Below are 16,828 nucleotides of genomic sequence, written 5' to 3'. Positions count from 1 at the left end.
TACTTCTATACAAACTTTACTCGTTCGTGTAAAGTTTTAATTCCTTTTAAATAAAATCAATAGTTATACCAAAAATCGTGCATGCCAACTCTCATTTGCTGGTACTTCCCATTTTTTCTCAAAATCTTCTTTAGTATTTACCATATTATTAAACACAACTGTTTCTGCTGTTATTTTTTGTTCTTTGGCAAAATTTTGGAACTCTGGAAGTTTTACGATGTTAATGTTATCTCCGTCTTTAAAAGAAACATTCATTTTATCCATTAAATCTAATTCTAGCTCTTTTTCTAATTCTTGTATAAAACGCACAGAAGCATCTATTGAACACCCTGAAACGTTATTAAAATTCTCATCTACTCCCAATATTAAAAATTGATTGTACTTAATAGTAAAAGATCCTTTTAAATCATCACCATGACGCGTCCAATTATCTATAAAAAGTAATGCTTTTGCACTAATAAATTCTATTTCTTCTTGTGTAAACTCTCTATCTGACTGATACACCCAAACTCTTGAGTTTTGAGGTAGTTTTTTATATTCTGTAAACATTGTTGTATTGTTTGTTTTCGTAATATCTAAATTAAAGAACAACTGAGATAATTACTAAAAATAAATGTTAAAGATTACCTTAAATTAAATTTCTGTTGTAAAGCTTGTAACTTTTCTTCATCCGTCATGGTATCTTTTGGCGCTGACATTCTTTCTTTTATTTCTCGTAATACTTTTTTGGTATATAATGGGAAATCGGCATTTTGTATCCAAGCATTATATCCTGGGTTCTCTTTTAGTACTTCTTCTACAGTTCTTCCTTTATACTTTCCAAAAGAAAAAATTTCTTGATCTTTATCATCAAATAAGATAAATCCAGCAAAATCAGCTCTTTTTCCATGTGTTGAAAACTCACTTAGTGCTTCTATTGAATTTTCTAAATCTTCATACTTTTCAACTTGTGCTAATAAGATTTCATAAGTTGCATTGGTATCTGCTTCTGCTCCATGTGCTCCTACTAACTCTTTTCCACAATAAAACTGATATCCTGCTCCTAACGTTCGTTGTTCCTTTTTATGAAAAATAGTTTGTACATCTACAGCTTTACGGTTATTCATATCGAAATCAATTCCTGCTCGTAATAATTCTTCTGCTAATAAAGGAATATCAAATCGGTTTGAGTTAAACCCTGCTAAATCAGCATCGCCAATTAGCTCATTTATTTGCGGTGCTAATTCTTTAAAAGTTGGTTCTGTTACTACTTTTTCATTAGTAATTCCATGAATATCTGATGCTTCTTTTGGTATTTCTATTTCTGGATTCACCAACCATGTTTTACTTTCTTTATTACCATTAGGAAACACTTTTAAAATAGATATTTCAACTACTCTATCTTTAGCTATGTTTACTCCTGTTGTTTCTAAATCAAAAAATACGATTGGTTTTGTTAAGTTTAGTTTCATGTATATTGTTTCTCTAGTTCGAAAGTTTTTAATATTTAAAAAGTTGGTATGTTCTCTATCTATACTTTACAGCTTTGTACTTTCTAACTCTTTATTCTTTATTTAATTCTTTTTTGAATTCATCTATTTGGTCTAACACTTTCTGCGGAAGTGTAGGCTCTTTAAAATTATATTTTTCTAACTCTTCTTCTAACGTTTTTGCTACAATGTAACGTGCTGTTGGTTTATCATCAGCTGGTATTATATACCAAGGTGCGTTATCTGTAGATGTTCTTTGTAACATATCTTCATAACACTCTTGATATTTATCCCACAATTTTCGTTCCTCAAGGTCACCAGCGGAAAATTTCCAGTTTTTTTCTTCAATATTCAACCTGCGTAATAACCTATTTTTTTGTTCTTCTTTAGATACATTTAAAAAGAATTTTAAAACAATAGTTCCGTTTTCTGATATGTGTTTCTCAAACTGATTAATACGTTCCATTCTACTATGATAAAAAGCATCAGTTAAATCATCTAAACTTTTTACTGTCGGAATATTTTCTGCAAATATATACTCTGGATGCACTCTTGTTACCAAAACATTCTCGTAATGTGTACGATTAAAAACTCCTATTTTTCCTTTTGCGGGTAATGCAGTATAATGACGCCATAAAAAATCGTGCTTCAACTCCAAATCTGTTGGTACTTTAAAACTATGTACCACTACTCCACGCGCATTTACATCTTTAAAAACTTCGCGAATTAAACTGTCTTTTCCCGCTGTATCCATTCCTTGTAAGCACAATAAAACACTATACTTACCCTCTGCATACATAGTGTCTTGTAAATCACTAATCTTTTTTCTTGATTTTTTTAGCTTTTTCTTAGCATTATCGACAACTTCTTTAGTAGAAAATTCTTTTAACTCTCTTTTTTTAGAAAATTTATAGGTATTTGTGTTCATTCGCTTTTTATATAGTATAAAAGTACAAAAATATAGAGTTTTTTAATTGATTTTTTCTTGGTTATTATCAATTATTACAATTAAATCTAAAATATTTCTTTATTTATTTTTTTGAGCTTTACTTCCAAATAAACAACAGATGAATAAAACAATTATTATACAAGCTAGCTCTAAAAGTACAGGAAACACTAATAAAGTGATTAACTACCTCAACAGTAATGAATCTTTTGACTTTGTTGACTTAAAAACCAAAAATATTGGTGTGTTTGAATACGACTTCTCTAATGCTGGTGATGACTTTATTCCCCTTATGGAAGAAATTATTAACAACTACGATACCCTTGTATTTGCTACTCCTGTTTATTGGTATACCATGAGTGCTACTTTAAAAACTTTTTTTGACAGATTGTCTGACTTACTAAAATATAAGAAAGATTTAGGAAGACAGTTACGAGGTAAAAACATGGCTATGATTAGTAACTCAGGTGCTAATGACCGTAGAAATGGTTTTGAAATGCCTTTTATTGAAAGTGCTAAATATTTAGGCATGAACTATCTTGGTAGTGCCCATGCCTGGTTTACTGAAGATGGAAACGATATACATGTTGAAGCCAAACTAAAAATTGATACCCTTAGAAAGGTGCTTACTCAATAAAATATTTAAAATCTTTTACACGCTCTCTGCTTACAATTATTTCTGAGTCTTCATAAGATTCTAATTTTAGTTGTAAGCGTGAGTTTGTATAAGACACAATATCTTTTATGGCATTTATATGTACTATAAATGTTCTATTTACTCTAAAAAACTGCTCTGGATCTAACTCTTCTTGCCAATATTCTAAAGAATTATCTATCAAATAACTTCTATTAGAGTTTGTATGGATATAAGTGGCTTTATTTTCTGAATAAAAGCATTCAATATCTTCTGTATTGATGATTTTTAAGTGTTGTCCGACTTTTATTGTAAATCGCTTTTTGTATTTTCTATCTACAGGATTAATCAATAACTTACGAATGTCATTTATATTAACTTGAATGTTGCTTTGTAAAGGTTGATGTTCTTTAAACTTATCTACAGATATTTTTAATTCATCTTCATCTATTGGTTTTAATAGATAGTCTATTGAATTTAACTTGAATGCTTTTAATGCATATTCGTCATAAGCAGTGGTAAAAATAATAGCCGATTTTACAGTTACTTCTTCAAAAATTTCAAAGGATAATCCGTCTGAAAGCTGAATATCTAAAAAAATTAAATCAGGATGTGTATTATTTTGAAACCAATTAATCGATTCTTCTACTGAATGTAACATTTGCTGAACTTCTATGTTTAGTTCCGCTAACATTCTACTTAACCTTCTTGCAGCTGGCTTTTCATCTTCTATAATTATAACATTCATAGTTTGGTTTATTTTTAGCAATTATTTGTTCATGTATTCTTTAATCTTTCGTTCTTCCCATTTTTTAGAAAAAAGTTTTCCTTTCGAAAAAACATTAAATCCGTGTAAAAATACTATAACTCCCCACCAAAAGAACGAATTATAGTTGTTTATATCTAAAAAGGCCTCCATTACTGATTCGTCTCTATAAACAATATCTTTATATATTCTTCTTCCTATAAAAACTAGGTTTATTAGTATGTAAACCACTAAATGTTTGTAAAATTTTTTAATTTCGTTTACTCTTCTTTGTGCTCTTATATATTGCTGTTCTCTATTTAAACTTTCCATTTTCTTTCTTTTTTAGTTCATCTAGATACTCTTGTATTTTGCGTTGTTCCCAATCTTTATTAAAAAATATATTAGTTCCAAATACCCCTAACCAATGAAAAAAGACTCCAATCCCCCAAAAAAGCCAAGTAGCATACACCCCAAAATTGGTTATTGATTTTGTAAAAGTTAATTTATCTTCATTCATCAACCCCATAATAATTACGATTGAAATAAATATATTCACAATTACATACGCTGCCAAATGCCAGTAAAATCCTTTTATTTTTTCTACTCTTTTTTTGGCTAATAAATACTTGTGTTCTTCTTTATAATCATTTTCCATACTAACCCTTTTTATTTAGGTATTCGTTTATCTTTTTCTCCTCCCAATCTTTTCCAAAACCTAATACATTAACTCCAAAAACTAGCATCCAATGAATAAAAGTAACTAGTACTATTCCTATAACTGGAAACCAAAACCAGTGATAATAAGGTGAGAATTTTAAATTCACTAAAACAATAATAATCACTGAAATTATATTTACTAAAGCATGAGCATAAAATCCTTTTACTTGTTTTACTTTCTTTTTTGCCTCTAAATACTTTTTTTCTTCTATATAGTTATCTTCCATTGTTATTGTTTTCTAAAAATTCTTTAATTTTTCGTTCTTCCCAATCTTTTCCTAACCCTATTTTTTCAATACCGAAAACTCCTAGCCAGTGAAAAAAAACACCAATTAACATTCCTATTATTGGATAATAGAACCAATGGTAACTGGGTACAAACTTTAAGTTAATAAAAATCAGAACCGGTATAATTAATACTGTTACAATGAGATGAATATAAAAACCTTTAATTTTTTCTACTTTCTTTTTTGCTTTTGCGTATTTATGCTCTATTGTGTAATCTTTTTCCATCTTATTTATAGTTTTTATCATCATCCATTAACTCCTTAATCTTACGTTCTTCCCAGTTTTTACCTAAGAATAAATTATAATTATTTACTTCTAAGTAATGAAAAATCAAGCCTATTCCCCAACCTATCATTGGAAACCAAAACCATTGAAATTTTGAATATGTTTTAAGGTTTATAAAAATTAAAAAAGGGATAACTATACAATACGAAACTAAATTTTGATAAAATTCTTTTAGTTTTTCTACCTTTTCTACTGCTTTTACGTAGTTACTATTTTCTAAACTTTTTGTATCCATGATACTATCTTTTATATTAATTAACAGCGGTAAACACACTGTAAATGTTTTGTTATTATTAATTATTTGAACGTTTCTATCGGTTATTAAACCGTAACGATCTGCTATATTTCTTAATCCAACTTTTGTGCTTTTTCCTATAGCTTCTTTTGGATTAATATTATTTTGAATTTTTAAGAAGCCTTCTTCTTCAAAAATGTTTATTTCTAAAGGTTTAGTTGAAGAAACTACATTGTGCTTTACTGCATTCTCTAGTAATAATTGAAGAGATAACGGAACTATTTTTAAATCGGGATTACTTACTTCTTCTGGAATATTAAATTGTACAGCTTCTTCAAAACGCATCTGTAATAATTCCATATACGTCTTAGCAAATTGTAACTCTTCTTGTATAGGTACTAATTCTTTATTTCGCTGCTCTAATACATACCTATATACTTTAGATAATTTTGTGGTAAATTTTTCTGCTTGCTTTGGGTTTTCACTTATTAAAGAGGTTAGTACATTTAAACTATTGAACAAGAAGTGTGGATCTATTTGACTTTTTAAGGTTTCAAACTTTGCTGTTTCTGTTTTTGCTACTATTTCATGCTGTGTGGTTTCTTGTTTTACTGATGCCTTCCAGTTTACCATGAAATCTTTCGCATGGAAAAACACAGCGATAGCTAATGAAAGTATAATTGCAAATAAATGCATCCATAAAAACTGACCTTTAAAAAAGTTATCTATGTTATTATTAAAAATAACAAAGTATTGCACGTAATGGATTAATAATACAGCTACTACCGTGTAACTTATTGTTGCAACAATACCAGCCCATACTCTTTGATTAGTTTGTAAAACCCAATCCCACTTTTCACTTAAGTAGTCATTTATAATTCCATTTCCTAAACCTAAAACAAAAGAATACATTGCAGAGAATAAAAACACCGACCCAGCTTCTTTTAACGTAAATGCCTGATTTATTAAAGTAAAAACAACACCAAAAATGATTGTAAGTTTTGTACAAATCCAAATATCATTTTTTAAGTTGTTAAGTCTTTTTTTTAATGGTGTCTTCATTTTTTCTCTTTTACTTACTACTAACTTAAGTTTACTTTAGTTCATTAAAATTTAATATCGAAAGATACATCTTTATCCTTAACTAAGAACTTTGCGGCTTCATATTGAGGTGGTCCAAAACGTGATAAATTATTATTTGATGCACCATAATCTTCTAAAGGCATTCCATTAGGTTCAAAATCCATTTTATTATTATTGTTTGCATCATGAAAACAAATAATCGCATACTCACCAACAGGTACTTTTTCAAAAATCACAGTGCTTTTTCCTTCTTTTATTAGTGATTCTTTAGCTTCTAATGGTTCTTTTCTAAAATTCTCTTTAGTGTATAAAGCGAACTTTACTTTTCCTTTGTCAGAAGTAACGTTTACAACTGTTGCTGTAACTGTTTTGTTTTGAGCTGACACTGTTTCAATAGTAAACAAAATTGCTATAACAAAAATGTGTATTAAGATTTTCATCGTGTTATTTTTTATGGTTAATGATGACACAAATATTTATCAAAGACTTTATTTCTGAAATAAAAACAAACTGAGTTGTATTATTTTTAGGATGAGCTGTAACAATTTGTATTTTTGAGCTACTTATAACATATCAACTCTACTAAACTTAGTGAAAAAAGAACTAGAAAATAAATTTTTAACTGATTTCGAAGCCAATCAAAACATTGTGCATAAGGTCTGTAGGATTTATACTACTAACCAAGAAGCTCATAATGATTTGTTTCAAGAAATCACCATTCAGTTATGGAAAAACTATAGTAAGTTCAGAGGAGATGCAAAGTTTAGCACTTGGATGTATCGAGTAGCATTAAATACTGCTATTTCTTTATACAGAAAATCAACAAGAAGTATAAAAACACAAGATTTTACAGATTATTCTTTTAAAATTAAAGCTGAAGAGTATGATGATACTGAAGAGGTACAGTTAAAAGCTCTGTATGGTGCTATCCGTAAATTAAATGATATTGATAAAGCATTAATTTTTTTATACCTAGAAGATAAACCTTACAAAGAAATCTCTGAAACTTTAGGTATTAGTGAGGTAAATGCTCGTGTGAAAATGAATAGAGCAAAAGATAAATTGAAAAAAGTATTAAACCCATAGTTATAAATGGATTTAGATTTAGATAAATATAAAAAAGCTTGGGGTAATCAATCAGAAGAAACTAACAAAGTTTCTAGGGTTGATATCTATAGAATGGCACACTCCAAGTCATCATCAATAGTAAAATGGATTTTTATTATTGGCCTTTTAGAGTTCATTTTTGTAGCTGTTATTAATTGTTCCTTTAGAGTCAATCCTGATGATTATGATGCTTTAAAAGGTCATTTTATAGGAAATTACATGCTCGAAATTGAGATACTTTCTTATTTAATAATCATTTATTTCTTAATACGTTTTTATAAAAACTACAAAAGCATTTCTACTTCAGACAATACTAAAGTTTTAATGTCTAAAATTTTAAAAACTCGTAAAACAGTTAAAGCTTATGTTTTTATCAATTTAAGTTTTGTTTTTGTCGTTGCTCTAATTACCATAACACAAACTCTTTTAAAAGAAGAGCATGCACACACAGCTACTTTTTATATAACTATAACTATTGTTTCTATCTTCCTTATAATTATCATTATAGGTCTATATTGGTTATTTTACCAACTACTCTATGGTATTTTACTACGAAAACTTAACAAAAACTATAAAGAGTTAGCTAAACTTGAAGAATTGAACTAAAAAACTTACTAACTTTTTATAAACTTCTCTTAACGTTTAGTGATGAGTATTTACTATATTAGCTGAGTTAACCTTTTATATATGAGAAAATTAATACTTTTTGGTTTTTTAATTTGTTCTACTATTGCTTTTACTCAAGAAGATAATTTTTGGAATAATGTTCGCTTTGGAGGTAGTGTTGGTTTTGGGTTTGGTTCTAACAATACAACGCTTTCCATATCTCCTGCAGCTGTATATGATTTTAACGATAGTTTTTCTCTAGGTGTGGGTATTGGGTATTCTTATAATAAAAAAGATTCTTTTAAATCAAATATTTTTAGTCCAAACATATTTATACTATACAGGCCTATTAGAGAAATAGAGCTTTCTTCAGATTTACAACAAATGTATGTTCACAGAAAGTCTAATTCATTCTCTGAAAAGTACAGCTACCCTGCATTGAACTTAGGATTTTCCTATAGGACAGGTAGTGTGTCCTTGGGAATACAATACGATGTTCTATATGAGGAAGATAAAAGTATTTATGCTTCAGGTTTTACTCCCGTAGTAAGAGTTTTCTTTTAAAAAAACGCTTTCAAGTCTTCTAGTAGCTTTTCATGCATATCATTCGTATAATCTAAATGTGTTACAATACGGATTTTTCCTTCACCCATTGAAATTAGTAATACACCTCTTTCTGCCATCTTTTTCATAAAGTCATCTGGATTTATTGAATCTTCAACATAAAAAATAACAATATTCGTTTCTATAGGTTCCACTTTTACTACGTACGAACATTTTTCTAAAACAGTTCCTATTTCCTTTGCTTTCTGATGGTCTTCAGCTAAACGTTCTACCTGATTATCTAGAGCATAAATTCCAGCTGCTGCTAAAAAACCTGCTTGACGCATTCCTCCACCAAATAACTTACGTACACGTAATGCTTTTTCAATATGAGCTTTACTCCCCACTAATACAGATCCTACAGGAGCTCCTAATCCTTTTGACAAACAAATTGAAATTGTATCAAATAACTCTCCATATTCTTTTGGAGTTTCATTTTTTGCTACCAAAGCATTAAATAAACGTGCTCCATCTAAATGATATGCCAAATCATTTGCTTTAGCTACTTTTTGAATCTTTTTCAATTCTTCAAAATTCCAACAAGCCCCCCCTCCTTTATTTGTAGTATTTTCAGCACAAACTAATCTACTATATGGAGTATGGATATCATTTCTTCCTCCAACTAAACTATCTAACTGTTCAGCTGTAAACATTCCTCTATCTCCATCAATCAAACAAGAAGTTACCCCCGCATTAAACGCAGCTCCTCCTCCTTCATAATTATATACATGCGCCCATTTATCACAAAACATTCTATCTCCTGGCTGAGTATGAATTTTTATCGCAGTTTGATTTGCCATGGTTCCCGAAGGAAAAAATAAAGCATCTTCCATTCCAAACATATCAGCTACTTTTTCTTGCAGTAAATTTACTGTTGGATCTGCTTTAAAAACATCATCTCCTACCTTAGCATTCATCATCACTTCCAACATTCCTTTAGTTGGCTTAGTTACAGTATCGCTTATTAAGTTTATTTCCATTTCTAACTACGATTTATAAAATGTATTTTTGCATTTATGATTACACACGAACAGCTTAAAAATATCGCTGAACGAATTGGCAAGTTAAAAGGATATTTAGAAATTGACAAGAAGTTAATTGAAATTTCAAATGAAGAAGAAAAAACAGCTAACCCTGATTTCTGGAACAATCCAAAAGAGGCTGAAGTTGTGATGAAGTCACTTCGATTTAAAAAGAAATGGGTAGAAGATTACAATGCTGTTGTAGCTATGAATGATGACTTAACTGTGCTTTATGATTTTTACAAGGAGGGTGATGTTGAGGATAGTGAAGTAGAAGAACAATTTGAAAAAACAGCTACTTTCTTAGAAGATATTGAATTTAAAAACATGCTTTCTGAAGAAGGTGATAGCTTAAGTGCTACAATACAAATTACAGCAGGTGCAGGAGGAACTGAAAGTTGTGATTGGGCAGAAATGCTTACCCGTATGTATACTATGTGGGCAGAAAAGCAAGGTTTTAAAATAAAAACACTCAACTATCAAGAAGGTGATGTTGCTGGTATAAAAACGGTTACTTTAGAGTTTGATGGTGATTATGCTTTTGGGTGGTTAAAAGGCGAAAACGGCGTACATCGTTTGGTTCGTATCTCTCCTTTTGATAGCAACGCAAAACGTCATACTTCCTTTGCTTCTGTATATGTATACCCTGTTGCTGATGATTCAATCGAAATTGAAGTAAATCCAGCTGATATTGAAATTACCACAGCTCGTTCTAGTGGTGCTGGTGGACAGAATGTAAATAAAGTTGAAACTAAAGTTCAATTATTACATAAACCGACAGGAATTCAAATTCAGTGTTCTAATTCACGTTCACAACATGATAACAGAGCTACAGCTATGCAAATGTTAAAATCACAATTGTATGAAATTGAATTACAAAAACGTTTAGCTGCTCGTGATGAAATTGAAGCAAATAAGATGAAAAATGAATGGGGAAGCCAAATTCGTAATTACGTAATGCACCCATATAAATTAGTTAAAGACGTACGTACTGCTCATGAAACAGGAAATGTAGATGCTGTTATGGACGGAAATATCAATCCATTTTTGAAAGCTTATTTAATGATGATGGGACAAAAAGAAGATTAACACTATAAAACTCATTAAAATGATAAAAATATACCACAATCCACGATGTTCTAAATCAAGACAAGGTTTAGAAATTTTAGAAAACTCTGGTAAAGAGTTTGAAACCGTAAAATATTTAGATACTATTCCTTCTGAAGAAGAATTAAAAGAAATTATTAATCTTTTAAATATTTCTCCGATTGATTTAGTTCGTAAAAATGAAAAAATTTGGAAAGAGGAATATAAAGGAAAAGAATTATCAGATTCTCAAATCATTACAGCAATGGTAAAAAATCCAAAGTTAATTGAAAGACCTATTGTTATTAATGGAAACAAAGCTGTAGTGGGTAGACCACCAGAAAATATAAAAGAAATTATTTAATTTTTAAAAGCTCTCAAGAAATTGGGAGCTTTTTTATTTTAACACAATTTAAATAACTATTTTTTTAGTTTACTAATAATTCACCGTAAATTGCCTACAAAATTAAAATTCATATACTATGAAAAAAACATTATTAGGACTATCCCTGGCCTTCTTTATATCTATGGGGTATAGTCAAGCTTTAAAAGAAACACAACAAAAGCTACCCAAAAAAGGAAAAGTAAGCGCTATGAAAATCCCAACCGACCCTTCGGTTAAGATAGGAAAACTATCGAATGGGATGACTTACTACATTAAACAAAACCCAAAACCAGCCAACAAAGTAGAGTTACGATTAGTTGTAAATGCAGGTTCTATTTTAGAAGATGATGACCAATTAGGGTTAGCTCACTTCATGGAACACATGAACTTTAATGGAACAAAAAACTTTAAAAAGAATGAACTGGTAGATTACCTACAGTCAATTGGGGTAAAATTTGGTGCTCACTTAAATGCATATACAGGTTTTGATGAAACTGTATACATTTTACCTATTCCAAGTGATGACAAAGAAAAACTTGAAAAAGGTTTTCAAATTCTTGAGGACTGGGCACATGGAGCCTTATTAGAAGGGAAAGACATTGATGAAGAACGTGGTGTTGTTTTAGAAGAATACCGTTCTCGTAGAGGAGCTGACAGCCGTATGTTAGAAAAATACTTACCTAAAGTAATGCATGGTTCTAAATATGCTGAAAGATTACCTATCGGAACTAAAGAAAACTTAGAAAACTTTAAACATGAAAGTATTCGTCGTTTTCATAAAGATTGGTATCGTCCAGATTTAATGGCTGTTGTAGCTGTGGGTGATGTTAGTGTTGATATTTTAGAAGAAAAGATAAAATCACACTTTAATAAGATTCCTGCTGTTAAAAATCCTCGTAAAAGAGAAGTTGGCTCTTTAAAAAACCACAAAGAAACTTTTATCGCAATTGAAGCTGATAAGGAAGCACCTTTTTCTAGTGTGCAATTAATGTACAAAGATTATGGAGAAGCTACACCAGATGTTACAATTACTGATTATAGAAATTCAATTGTAAAGTCTTTATTTACTCAAATGATTAACAATCGTTTGAATGAGTTACGTAACAGCGAAAACCCTCCTTTTGTATACGGATTTAGCTATCATGGTGGAACATGGGCTCGTGGTAAAGAAGCTTACCAATCAAGAGCTAGTGTAAGTGCTGACGGACAATTAAAAGGTTTACAAGCTTTATTAGACGAAAGCGAACGTGTTAAAAGATATGGTTTTAAACAAGGTGAATTAGACCGAGCAAAAATGAATATATCTGCTCGTATGGAAAAAGCTTTTAAAGACAAAGATAAAAGAGAATCTAGAAGAATTGTTGGTGAATATGTAAACAACTTCCTAGAGCAAGAACCAATTCCAAGTATTGAATGGGAGTACAAAGCTCATCAAACACTATTACCTTCAGTAAAATTAGAAGAAGTAAATAAGCTTATTGAAAGTTACTTGCATGATGATAATCGCGTTGTTGTTATCACTGGACCTAAAAAAGTTGTTACTGAACAACAAGTTATTGATGCTTTAAATAACGTTAAAACAAAAGAATTAAAACCTTATGAAGATAAAGCAGTAGCTGCCTCTTTAATAACAAAACAACCAACATCTGGATCTATAGTAAATGTTACTGAAAATAAGAATTTAGGAACAAAAACTATGACTTTAAGTAACGGAGCTAAAGTTACCTATAAGAAAACCGATTTTAAAAATGATGAAGTATTATTTGAAGCATTTAGTTTCGGAGGAACTTCTTTATACTCTGATGAAGAATTAAAAGCTACTTCATTTGCTAACAGAGGGCTTGCTGAAGCAGGAATTAATGGTTTTTCTAAAACAGATTTATCTAAAATGATGTCTGGTAAAATTGTTCGTGTTTCTCCATTCATTGGTAGCTTAAGTGAAGGATTTAGAGGTTCTGCTACTCCTAAAGACTTAGAAGAATTATTCCAAATGGTACATTTATACTTCACTTCTTTAAATAAAGATGAAAAAGCGTTTAATTCTTATGTAAACAAACAAAAAAGCTTCTTAGGAAACTTATTAGCTAGCCCTAATTTCTTCTTTCAAAAAGAAATGAGTGAGTTTGTTTATGGAAAAGATCCTCGTTATACAGGCTTCCCTTCTCCAGAAAAATATGAAAAGGCTGATTACAACTTAGCATATAAAAAGTATCAAGAGCGTTTTGCTGATGCTGGTGATTTCAACTTCTATTTTGTTGGTAATGTTGATGAGAAGAAACTTGCTGAGTACGCAACTAAATATATTGCTGGTTTACCAGGAAAAAATTCTAATGAGACATACAAAGTGTCAGACTTTAGACCTTTATCTGGTTCTCATTCTAAAACAGTTACTAAAGGTAAAGATCCTAAAAGTAATGTACGTATCACTTATCAAGGAAAAGCTAAATACAATAAAAAAGATGCCTTAGCTTTTAAAATTTTAGGTGAGGTTGTTGGAATTAAATTAACTGAAAAGTTACGTGAACAAGAAGGAGGTGTGTATTCTTCAAGAACTCGTGGTAGTATTTCTAAAATGCCTTATAGTTGGTATAACTTTACGATTTCATACCCTTGTGCACCTGAAAATGTTGAAAAATTAAAAAACATTTCTGTAGCTGAAGTTGCTTCGGTTGTTAAAAACGGACCTACTGAAGAAGATTTAATGAAAGCTCAAAAAGGAATGATTGCTGACTACAAGGAAGACCTTAAAAAGAATCGTTTTTGGTTAAGGACTATTAAAAATGTAGACTATCAAAATAATGATGTTTCAGATATAGCTTCTTTTGAAGATAGAGTAAATTCTTTAACTAAAAAAGATATTCAAAAAGTAGCTAAGAAATATTTAACTAACGGATACATCCTGGGTGTTTTAAATCCTGAAAAATAATTTTAAATAAATTATAATTAACAAGAGCTCTCAAGAAATTGGGGGCTTTTATTTTTTTAGAAATCTAGATTCTAAAAAGCCCAATCCGTAACCATAAAACTGAGTAATAGTCGTAACTATACTAAACAAAGCTACTTTTAGGTTTTTATTTTGAATTAGAGAGTCTAGAAAAATACAAGTAAAGTACCCTAAATAAAAAGTTAGCAACTGCCAATACCCAAAAAATAGTGCTATAATCGCAATATCAATTCCAATAATAAATAAACTAGGAAACCAATAAGTTAATTTTGCTGTTTCAGGATACTTTTTATTTAAAATAGGTCTAGCGGTGCCAAAAGCAAAAGTCTGCTTAAAAAACTGCTTAATAGTACTTCTACGTTTATGGTATACAAAAGCCTTTTCTATTAATTGTGTTTCAAAACCATTCTCCCAAAGGCGAAAGGTTAAATCGATGTCTTCACCAGCTTTCATCTTTGAAAAACCATTTGTTTTTTCAAAAGCAGTTCTTGATAAACCTAAATTAAAGCTTCTGGGTTGAAATTTTCCTACGGATTTTTTCTTTCCTCTAATTCCTCCAGTTGTTAACACCGAAGTCATCGAATAATTAATAGCTTTTTGTAAAGCAGTGAAATTAGGGTGTGCTGCGTCTGGACCTCCAAAAGCATCTGTATAATTCTCTTCTAATGCTTTTTTTACTTCAGAAAGGTATTGAGAGGGAACAATAACATCGGAGTCTAAAATAATAAAGTAGTTTCCTGATGCTCTTTGCATTCCATAATTACGACTTGCTCCTGCCCCACTATTCTCTTTATAAAAATAATTTAAATTGAGTTGTGATGTGTATTTTTTTACAATTTCTTCAGATGAATTTTCAGAACCATCTTCAACAATTAACACCTCAAAACTGTCTTGAAAACCTTGTTTAGTTAAGCTTTCTAACAACTCATCAACCTCTTGTGGTCGATTATAAACGGGTACTATTACTGAAAACTTTAAGTCCATTATAACCTTAAGCTCTTTGTTTAATTTGTTGAGCTATTCCATTCCAAAGTTGTATTCTTTTCTGCAAAGATTCCTTAGCATAAAACAACACATCATCCCATTTTTGTTGATCTTGATCACACAACTCCTCTATCATTTGTAACGATAACGGTCCGTGTTCATCTCCATCAAGTTCAATATGTCTGTTTAAGTAATATGTAAGTTTACTGTAAGAACTTCCTTCTTTTTCTTCAGTGTTTTTTACAATTTCTAAAAACATATCTGGTATTACATCTTCTCTACCAAAAGTAAAACTAGATGCTATAATATGTGGCTCACCTGTTTTAATTACTTCAAAAGAAAAATTTACAAAGTCTTTTACTTCTTCAATAATTGAACTATTCTGCATTACTTCCTCAACTGGTTTTCCGTCAATAACACCTGAAATAAAGCTCGAAATTTCATCGATACTAGCCCCTGCTTGACGCATCGCATCAATATACATTTCAAAGTGACTCTTTGGTTCTCCTAATTCATTAACATCAGTTTCTTCACCTAAAACAATTTCATTGATAAATCGAGCCGTTTTGGTATTTACAGCAGGTAACCAAGGTAAATTCACACAAGTAAGTTCTCGTTGTAACGCTTTTAATAGTGACATGAAATCCCACACAGCAAATACATGCGATTCCATAAATAATTTTACATCGTCAATATGCTCTAACGAGTTATATAGTTCATGTTCTTTTAGTTGCTCCCTTAACGGTGCTAACTCTTTTTCAATGTGTAAAATATTGCTCATATGATAACTATCAATAAAAAAAGCAAATCTAACGATTTGCTTTTTATCTTTAATTCTATTTATATAAAGATCTTATTCTTCAGTAAACCTTTCCATTACCGCATCACTCACTCCCATATTAGAGAAACCTCCATCGTGGAATAAGTTTTGTAACGTTACTTTCTTAGTTAAATCTGAGAATAATGAGATTGTATAATCAGCACATTCTAAAGCTGTCGCATTTCCTAATGGAGACATTTTTTCAGCATACGAAATAAACCCGTCAAACCCTTTTACTCCTTGCCCTGCAGTTGTTGGAGTTGGTGATTGAGAAATTGTATTTACACGTACTTTATGGTCTCTTCCAAAGAAATATCCAAAACTACGTGCGATACTTTCTAAATACGCTTTGTTGTCAGCCATATCATTGTAATCTGGGAATACACGTTGTGCTGCCATATAAGTTAATGCAACAATACTTCCCCACTCATTCATGGCTTGTTTGTTATATAAAACGTTCATTACTTTATGAAAAGATACCGCTGAAACGTCCCATCCTTTAGTTGTAAAATCGTATTTAGAATCTGTATAATGACGTCCTTTACGTACATTAACTGACATACCGATTGAGTGTAAAACGAAATCTATTTTACCTCCTAAAATTTCCATAGACTTTTCAACCAAATTGTTTAAGTCATCCATAGAAGTTGCGTCAGCTGGAATAATTTCAGATCCTGTCTTCGCTGCTAAATCTTTAATACCTCCCATACGCATTGCAATAGGTGCGTTGGTTAATACAAACTCTGCTCCTTCTTCGTGAGCACGTTCAGCTACTTTCCATGCAATAGAATTTTCATCTAATGCTCCAAAAATAATTCCTTTTTTTCCTTTTAATAAATTATACATATTTAAAATATTTTAGTCTA

At 30.5% G+C, this 16,828-nt stretch carries 21 protein-coding genes; 7 read left to right on the top strand and 14 right to left on the bottom strand.

Translation table 11 applies throughout. The annotated features are described in order from the left end of the window. Positions 1-63 precede the first annotated feature (63 nt). From VCM48_RS00235 to VCM48_RS00225, 3 genes are all read right to left on the bottom strand, one after another. Complete coding sequence (locus VCM48_RS00235) at positions 64-549, bottom strand: ABC transporter ATPase (RefSeq protein ID WP_440122031.1); 486 nt, start codon at positions 547-549, stop codon at positions 64-66. Between the two features lie 74 nt (positions 550-623). Next, positions 624-1,451 carry an exonuclease domain-containing protein gene (locus VCM48_RS00230; RefSeq protein ID WP_482271175.1) on the bottom strand — a complete coding sequence of 276 codons (828 nt, stop codon included), beginning with the start codon at positions 1,449-1,451 and terminating at the stop codon, positions 624-626. Positions 1,452-1,542: 91 nt separating this feature from the next. Next, complete coding sequence (locus tag VCM48_RS00225) at positions 1,543-2,397, bottom strand: PPK2 family polyphosphate kinase (protein ID WP_482271174.1); 855 nt, start codon at positions 2,395-2,397, stop codon at positions 1,543-1,545. Positions 2,398-2,536: 139 nt separating this feature from the next. Between VCM48_RS00225 and VCM48_RS00220 the strand changes: the two genes are divergently transcribed. Beyond that, the gene (locus VCM48_RS00220; RefSeq protein WP_274640428.1) at positions 2,537-3,052 is read left to right on the top strand and encodes a flavodoxin family protein; all 516 of its coding nucleotides are present in this window, start codon (positions 2,537-2,539) and stop codon (positions 3,050-3,052) included. On the opposite strand, the gene VCM48_RS00215 is transcribed toward VCM48_RS00220, so the two are convergent. The 7 genes from VCM48_RS00215 to VCM48_RS00185 are packed head-to-tail and all read right to left on the bottom strand — an operon-like array spanning position 3,042 to position 6,845. Further along, the gene (locus VCM48_RS00215; protein WP_274640429.1) at positions 3,042-3,797 is read right to left on the bottom strand and encodes a LytR/AlgR family response regulator transcription factor; all 756 of its coding nucleotides are present in this window, start codon (positions 3,795-3,797) and stop codon (positions 3,042-3,044) included. The two genes, VCM48_RS00220 and VCM48_RS00215, sit on opposite strands and share 11 nt — an antisense overlap. A 21-nt stretch (positions 3,798-3,818) precedes the next feature. After that, entirely contained in the window at positions 3,819-4,127 is a 309-nt protein-coding gene (locus VCM48_RS00210; protein ID WP_482271173.1) for a 2TM domain-containing protein, read from the bottom strand. After that, positions 4,111-4,452, bottom strand: a complete 342-nt coding sequence (locus VCM48_RS00205) for a 2TM domain-containing protein (protein ID WP_274640431.1) — start codon at positions 4,450-4,452, stop codon at positions 4,111-4,113. The genes VCM48_RS00210 and VCM48_RS00205 overlap by 17 nt, the downstream gene beginning before the upstream one ends. A 1-nt stretch (position 4,453) precedes the next feature. Then, the gene (locus VCM48_RS00200) at positions 4,454-4,741 is read right to left on the bottom strand and encodes a 2TM domain-containing protein (RefSeq protein WP_274640432.1); all 288 of its coding nucleotides are present in this window, start codon (positions 4,739-4,741) and stop codon (positions 4,454-4,456) included. Further along, the gene (locus VCM48_RS00195) at positions 4,731-5,027 is read right to left on the bottom strand and encodes a 2TM domain-containing protein (protein ID WP_274640433.1); all 297 of its coding nucleotides are present in this window, start codon (positions 5,025-5,027) and stop codon (positions 4,731-4,733) included. Before VCM48_RS00195 ends, VCM48_RS00200 begins: the two co-directional genes overlap by 11 nt. 1 nt (position 5,028) lies before the next feature. Next, positions 5,029-6,384, bottom strand: a complete 1,356-nt coding sequence (locus tag VCM48_RS00190) for a 2TM domain-containing protein (protein WP_482271172.1) — start codon at positions 6,382-6,384, stop codon at positions 5,029-5,031. Positions 6,385-6,428: 44 nt separating this feature from the next. Then, a complete protein-coding gene (locus tag VCM48_RS00185; protein WP_482271171.1) occupies positions 6,429-6,845 on the bottom strand; it encodes a DUF2141 domain-containing protein in 417 nt (138 codons plus the stop codon). A gap of 151 nt (positions 6,846-6,996) precedes the next feature. Here VCM48_RS00185 and VCM48_RS00180 point away from each other — a divergent pair, with 151 nt between their 5' ends. The 3 genes from VCM48_RS00180 (at position 6,997) to VCM48_RS00170 (ending at position 8,682) form a co-directional block, all read left to right on the top strand. Further along, positions 6,997-7,491 carry an RNA polymerase sigma factor gene (locus VCM48_RS00180; RefSeq protein WP_099216427.1) on the top strand — a complete coding sequence of 165 codons (495 nt, stop codon included), beginning with the start codon at positions 6,997-6,999 and terminating at the stop codon, positions 7,489-7,491. Positions 7,492-7,497: 6 nt separating this feature from the next. After that, positions 7,498-8,118, top strand: a complete 621-nt coding sequence (locus VCM48_RS00175) for a hypothetical protein (protein WP_440122053.1) — start codon at positions 7,498-7,500, stop codon at positions 8,116-8,118. Between the two features lie 81 nt (positions 8,119-8,199). Further along, complete coding sequence (locus VCM48_RS00170) at positions 8,200-8,682, top strand: hypothetical protein (RefSeq protein ID WP_482271170.1); 483 nt, start codon at positions 8,200-8,202, stop codon at positions 8,680-8,682. On the opposite strand, the gene VCM48_RS00165 is transcribed toward VCM48_RS00170, so the two are convergent. Continuing rightward, positions 8,679-9,701 (bottom strand): threonine aldolase family protein, encoded by a 1,023-nt coding sequence (locus tag VCM48_RS00165; protein WP_482271169.1) that lies wholly within the window; start codon positions 9,699-9,701, stop codon positions 8,679-8,681. The genes VCM48_RS00170 and VCM48_RS00165 overlap by 4 nt on opposite strands. A 36-nt stretch (positions 9,702-9,737) precedes the next feature. On the opposite strand from VCM48_RS00165, the gene prfB reads away from it, so the two are divergent. From prfB to VCM48_RS00150, 3 genes are all read left to right on the top strand, one after another. Beyond that, positions 9,738-10,832: a peptide chain release factor 2 gene (prfB, locus tag VCM48_RS00160; RefSeq protein WP_440122058.1), complete on the top strand. Its 1,095-nt coding sequence runs from the start codon at positions 9,738-9,740 to the stop codon at positions 10,830-10,832. A gap of 19 nt (positions 10,833-10,851) precedes the next feature. Further along, positions 10,852-11,193 carry an arsenate reductase (glutaredoxin) gene (gene arsC, locus VCM48_RS00155; protein ID WP_482271168.1) on the top strand — a complete coding sequence of 114 codons (342 nt, stop codon included), beginning with the start codon at positions 10,852-10,854 and terminating at the stop codon, positions 11,191-11,193. A gap of 118 nt (positions 11,194-11,311) precedes the next feature. After that, positions 11,312-14,140, top strand: a complete 2,829-nt coding sequence (locus tag VCM48_RS00150; protein WP_482271167.1) for a M16 family metallopeptidase — start codon at positions 11,312-11,314, stop codon at positions 14,138-14,140. Between the two features lie 48 nt (positions 14,141-14,188). Here the strand turns inward: VCM48_RS00150 and VCM48_RS00145 are convergent, their stop codons facing one another. The 3 genes from VCM48_RS00145 to VCM48_RS00135 all read right to left on the bottom strand — a co-directional run bounded on the left by VCM48_RS00145 (position 14,189) and on the right by VCM48_RS00135 (position 16,808). Beyond that, positions 14,189-15,142 carry a glycosyltransferase family 2 protein gene (locus tag VCM48_RS00145; protein WP_482271166.1) on the bottom strand — a complete coding sequence of 318 codons (954 nt, stop codon included), beginning with the start codon at positions 15,140-15,142 and terminating at the stop codon, positions 14,189-14,191. Positions 15,143-15,149: 7 nt separating this feature from the next. Then, positions 15,150-15,923, bottom strand: a complete 774-nt coding sequence (locus VCM48_RS00140) for a DUF3050 domain-containing protein (protein WP_482271165.1) — start codon at positions 15,921-15,923, stop codon at positions 15,150-15,152. Between the two features lie 72 nt (positions 15,924-15,995). Next, complete coding sequence (locus tag VCM48_RS00135) at positions 15,996-16,808, bottom strand: enoyl-ACP reductase FabI (protein ID WP_099216418.1); 813 nt, start codon at positions 16,806-16,808, stop codon at positions 15,996-15,998. Positions 16,809-16,828: the final 20 nt, after the last annotated feature.

It is taken from the genome of Tenacibaculum sp. DPLXC6, assembly GCF_056815515.1.
This window is presented reverse-complemented; position numbering and strand designations above follow the sequence as displayed.

Coding starts and splice junctions, on each gene's coding strand:
- VCM48_RS00235 (WP_440122031.1), bottom strand. CDS start 549: ATGTTTACAGAATATAAAAAACTACCTCAAAACTCAAGAGTTTGGGTG.
- VCM48_RS00230 (WP_482271175.1), bottom strand. CDS start 1,451: ATGAAACTAAACTTAACAAAACCAATCGTATTTTTTGATTTAGAAACA.
- VCM48_RS00225 (WP_482271174.1), bottom strand. CDS start 2,397: ATGAACACAAATACCTATAAATTTTCTAAAAAAAGAGAGTTAAAAGAA.
- VCM48_RS00220 (WP_274640428.1), top strand. CDS start 2,537: ATGAATAAAACAATTATTATACAAGCTAGCTCTAAAAGTACAGGAAAC.
- VCM48_RS00215 (WP_274640429.1), bottom strand. CDS start 3,797: ATGAATGTTATAATTATAGAAGATGAAAAGCCAGCTGCAAGAAGGTTA.
- VCM48_RS00210 (WP_482271173.1), bottom strand. CDS start 4,127: ATGGAAAGTTTAAATAGAGAACAGCAATATATAAGAGCACAAAGAAGA.
- VCM48_RS00205 (WP_274640431.1), bottom strand. CDS start 4,452: ATGGAAAATGATTATAAAGAAGAACACAAGTATTTATTAGCCAAAAAA.
- VCM48_RS00200 (WP_274640432.1), bottom strand. CDS start 4,741: ATGGAAGATAACTATATAGAAGAAAAAAAGTATTTAGAGGCAAAAAAG.
- VCM48_RS00195 (WP_274640433.1), bottom strand. CDS start 5,027: ATGGAAAAAGATTACACAATAGAGCATAAATACGCAAAAGCAAAAAAG.
- VCM48_RS00190 (WP_482271172.1), bottom strand. CDS start 6,384: ATGAAGACACCATTAAAAAAAAGACTTAACAACTTAAAAAATGATATT.
- VCM48_RS00185 (WP_482271171.1), bottom strand. CDS start 6,845: ATGAAAATCTTAATACACATTTTTGTTATAGCAATTTTGTTTACTATT.
- VCM48_RS00175 (WP_440122053.1), top strand. CDS start 7,498: ATGGATTTAGATTTAGATAAATATAAAAAAGCTTGGGGTAATCAATCA.
- VCM48_RS00170 (WP_482271170.1), top strand. CDS start 8,200: ATGAGAAAATTAATACTTTTTGGTTTTTTAATTTGTTCTACTATTGCT.
- VCM48_RS00165 (WP_482271169.1), bottom strand. CDS start 9,701: ATGGAAATAAACTTAATAAGCGATACTGTAACTAAGCCAACTAAAGGA.
- prfB (WP_440122058.1), top strand. CDS start 9,738: ATGATTACACACGAACAGCTTAAAAATATCGCTGAACGAATTGGCAAG.
- arsC (WP_482271168.1), top strand. CDS start 10,852: ATGATAAAAATATACCACAATCCACGATGTTCTAAATCAAGACAAGGT.
- VCM48_RS00150 (WP_482271167.1), top strand. CDS start 11,312: ATGAAAAAAACATTATTAGGACTATCCCTGGCCTTCTTTATATCTATG.
- VCM48_RS00145 (WP_482271166.1), bottom strand. CDS start 15,142: ATGGACTTAAAGTTTTCAGTAATAGTACCCGTTTATAATCGACCACAA.
- VCM48_RS00140 (WP_482271165.1), bottom strand. CDS start 15,923: ATGAGCAATATTTTACACATTGAAAAAGAGTTAGCACCGTTAAGGGAG.
- VCM48_RS00135 (WP_099216418.1), bottom strand. CDS start 16,808: ATGTATAATTTATTAAAAGGAAAAAAAGGAATTATTTTTGGAGCATTA.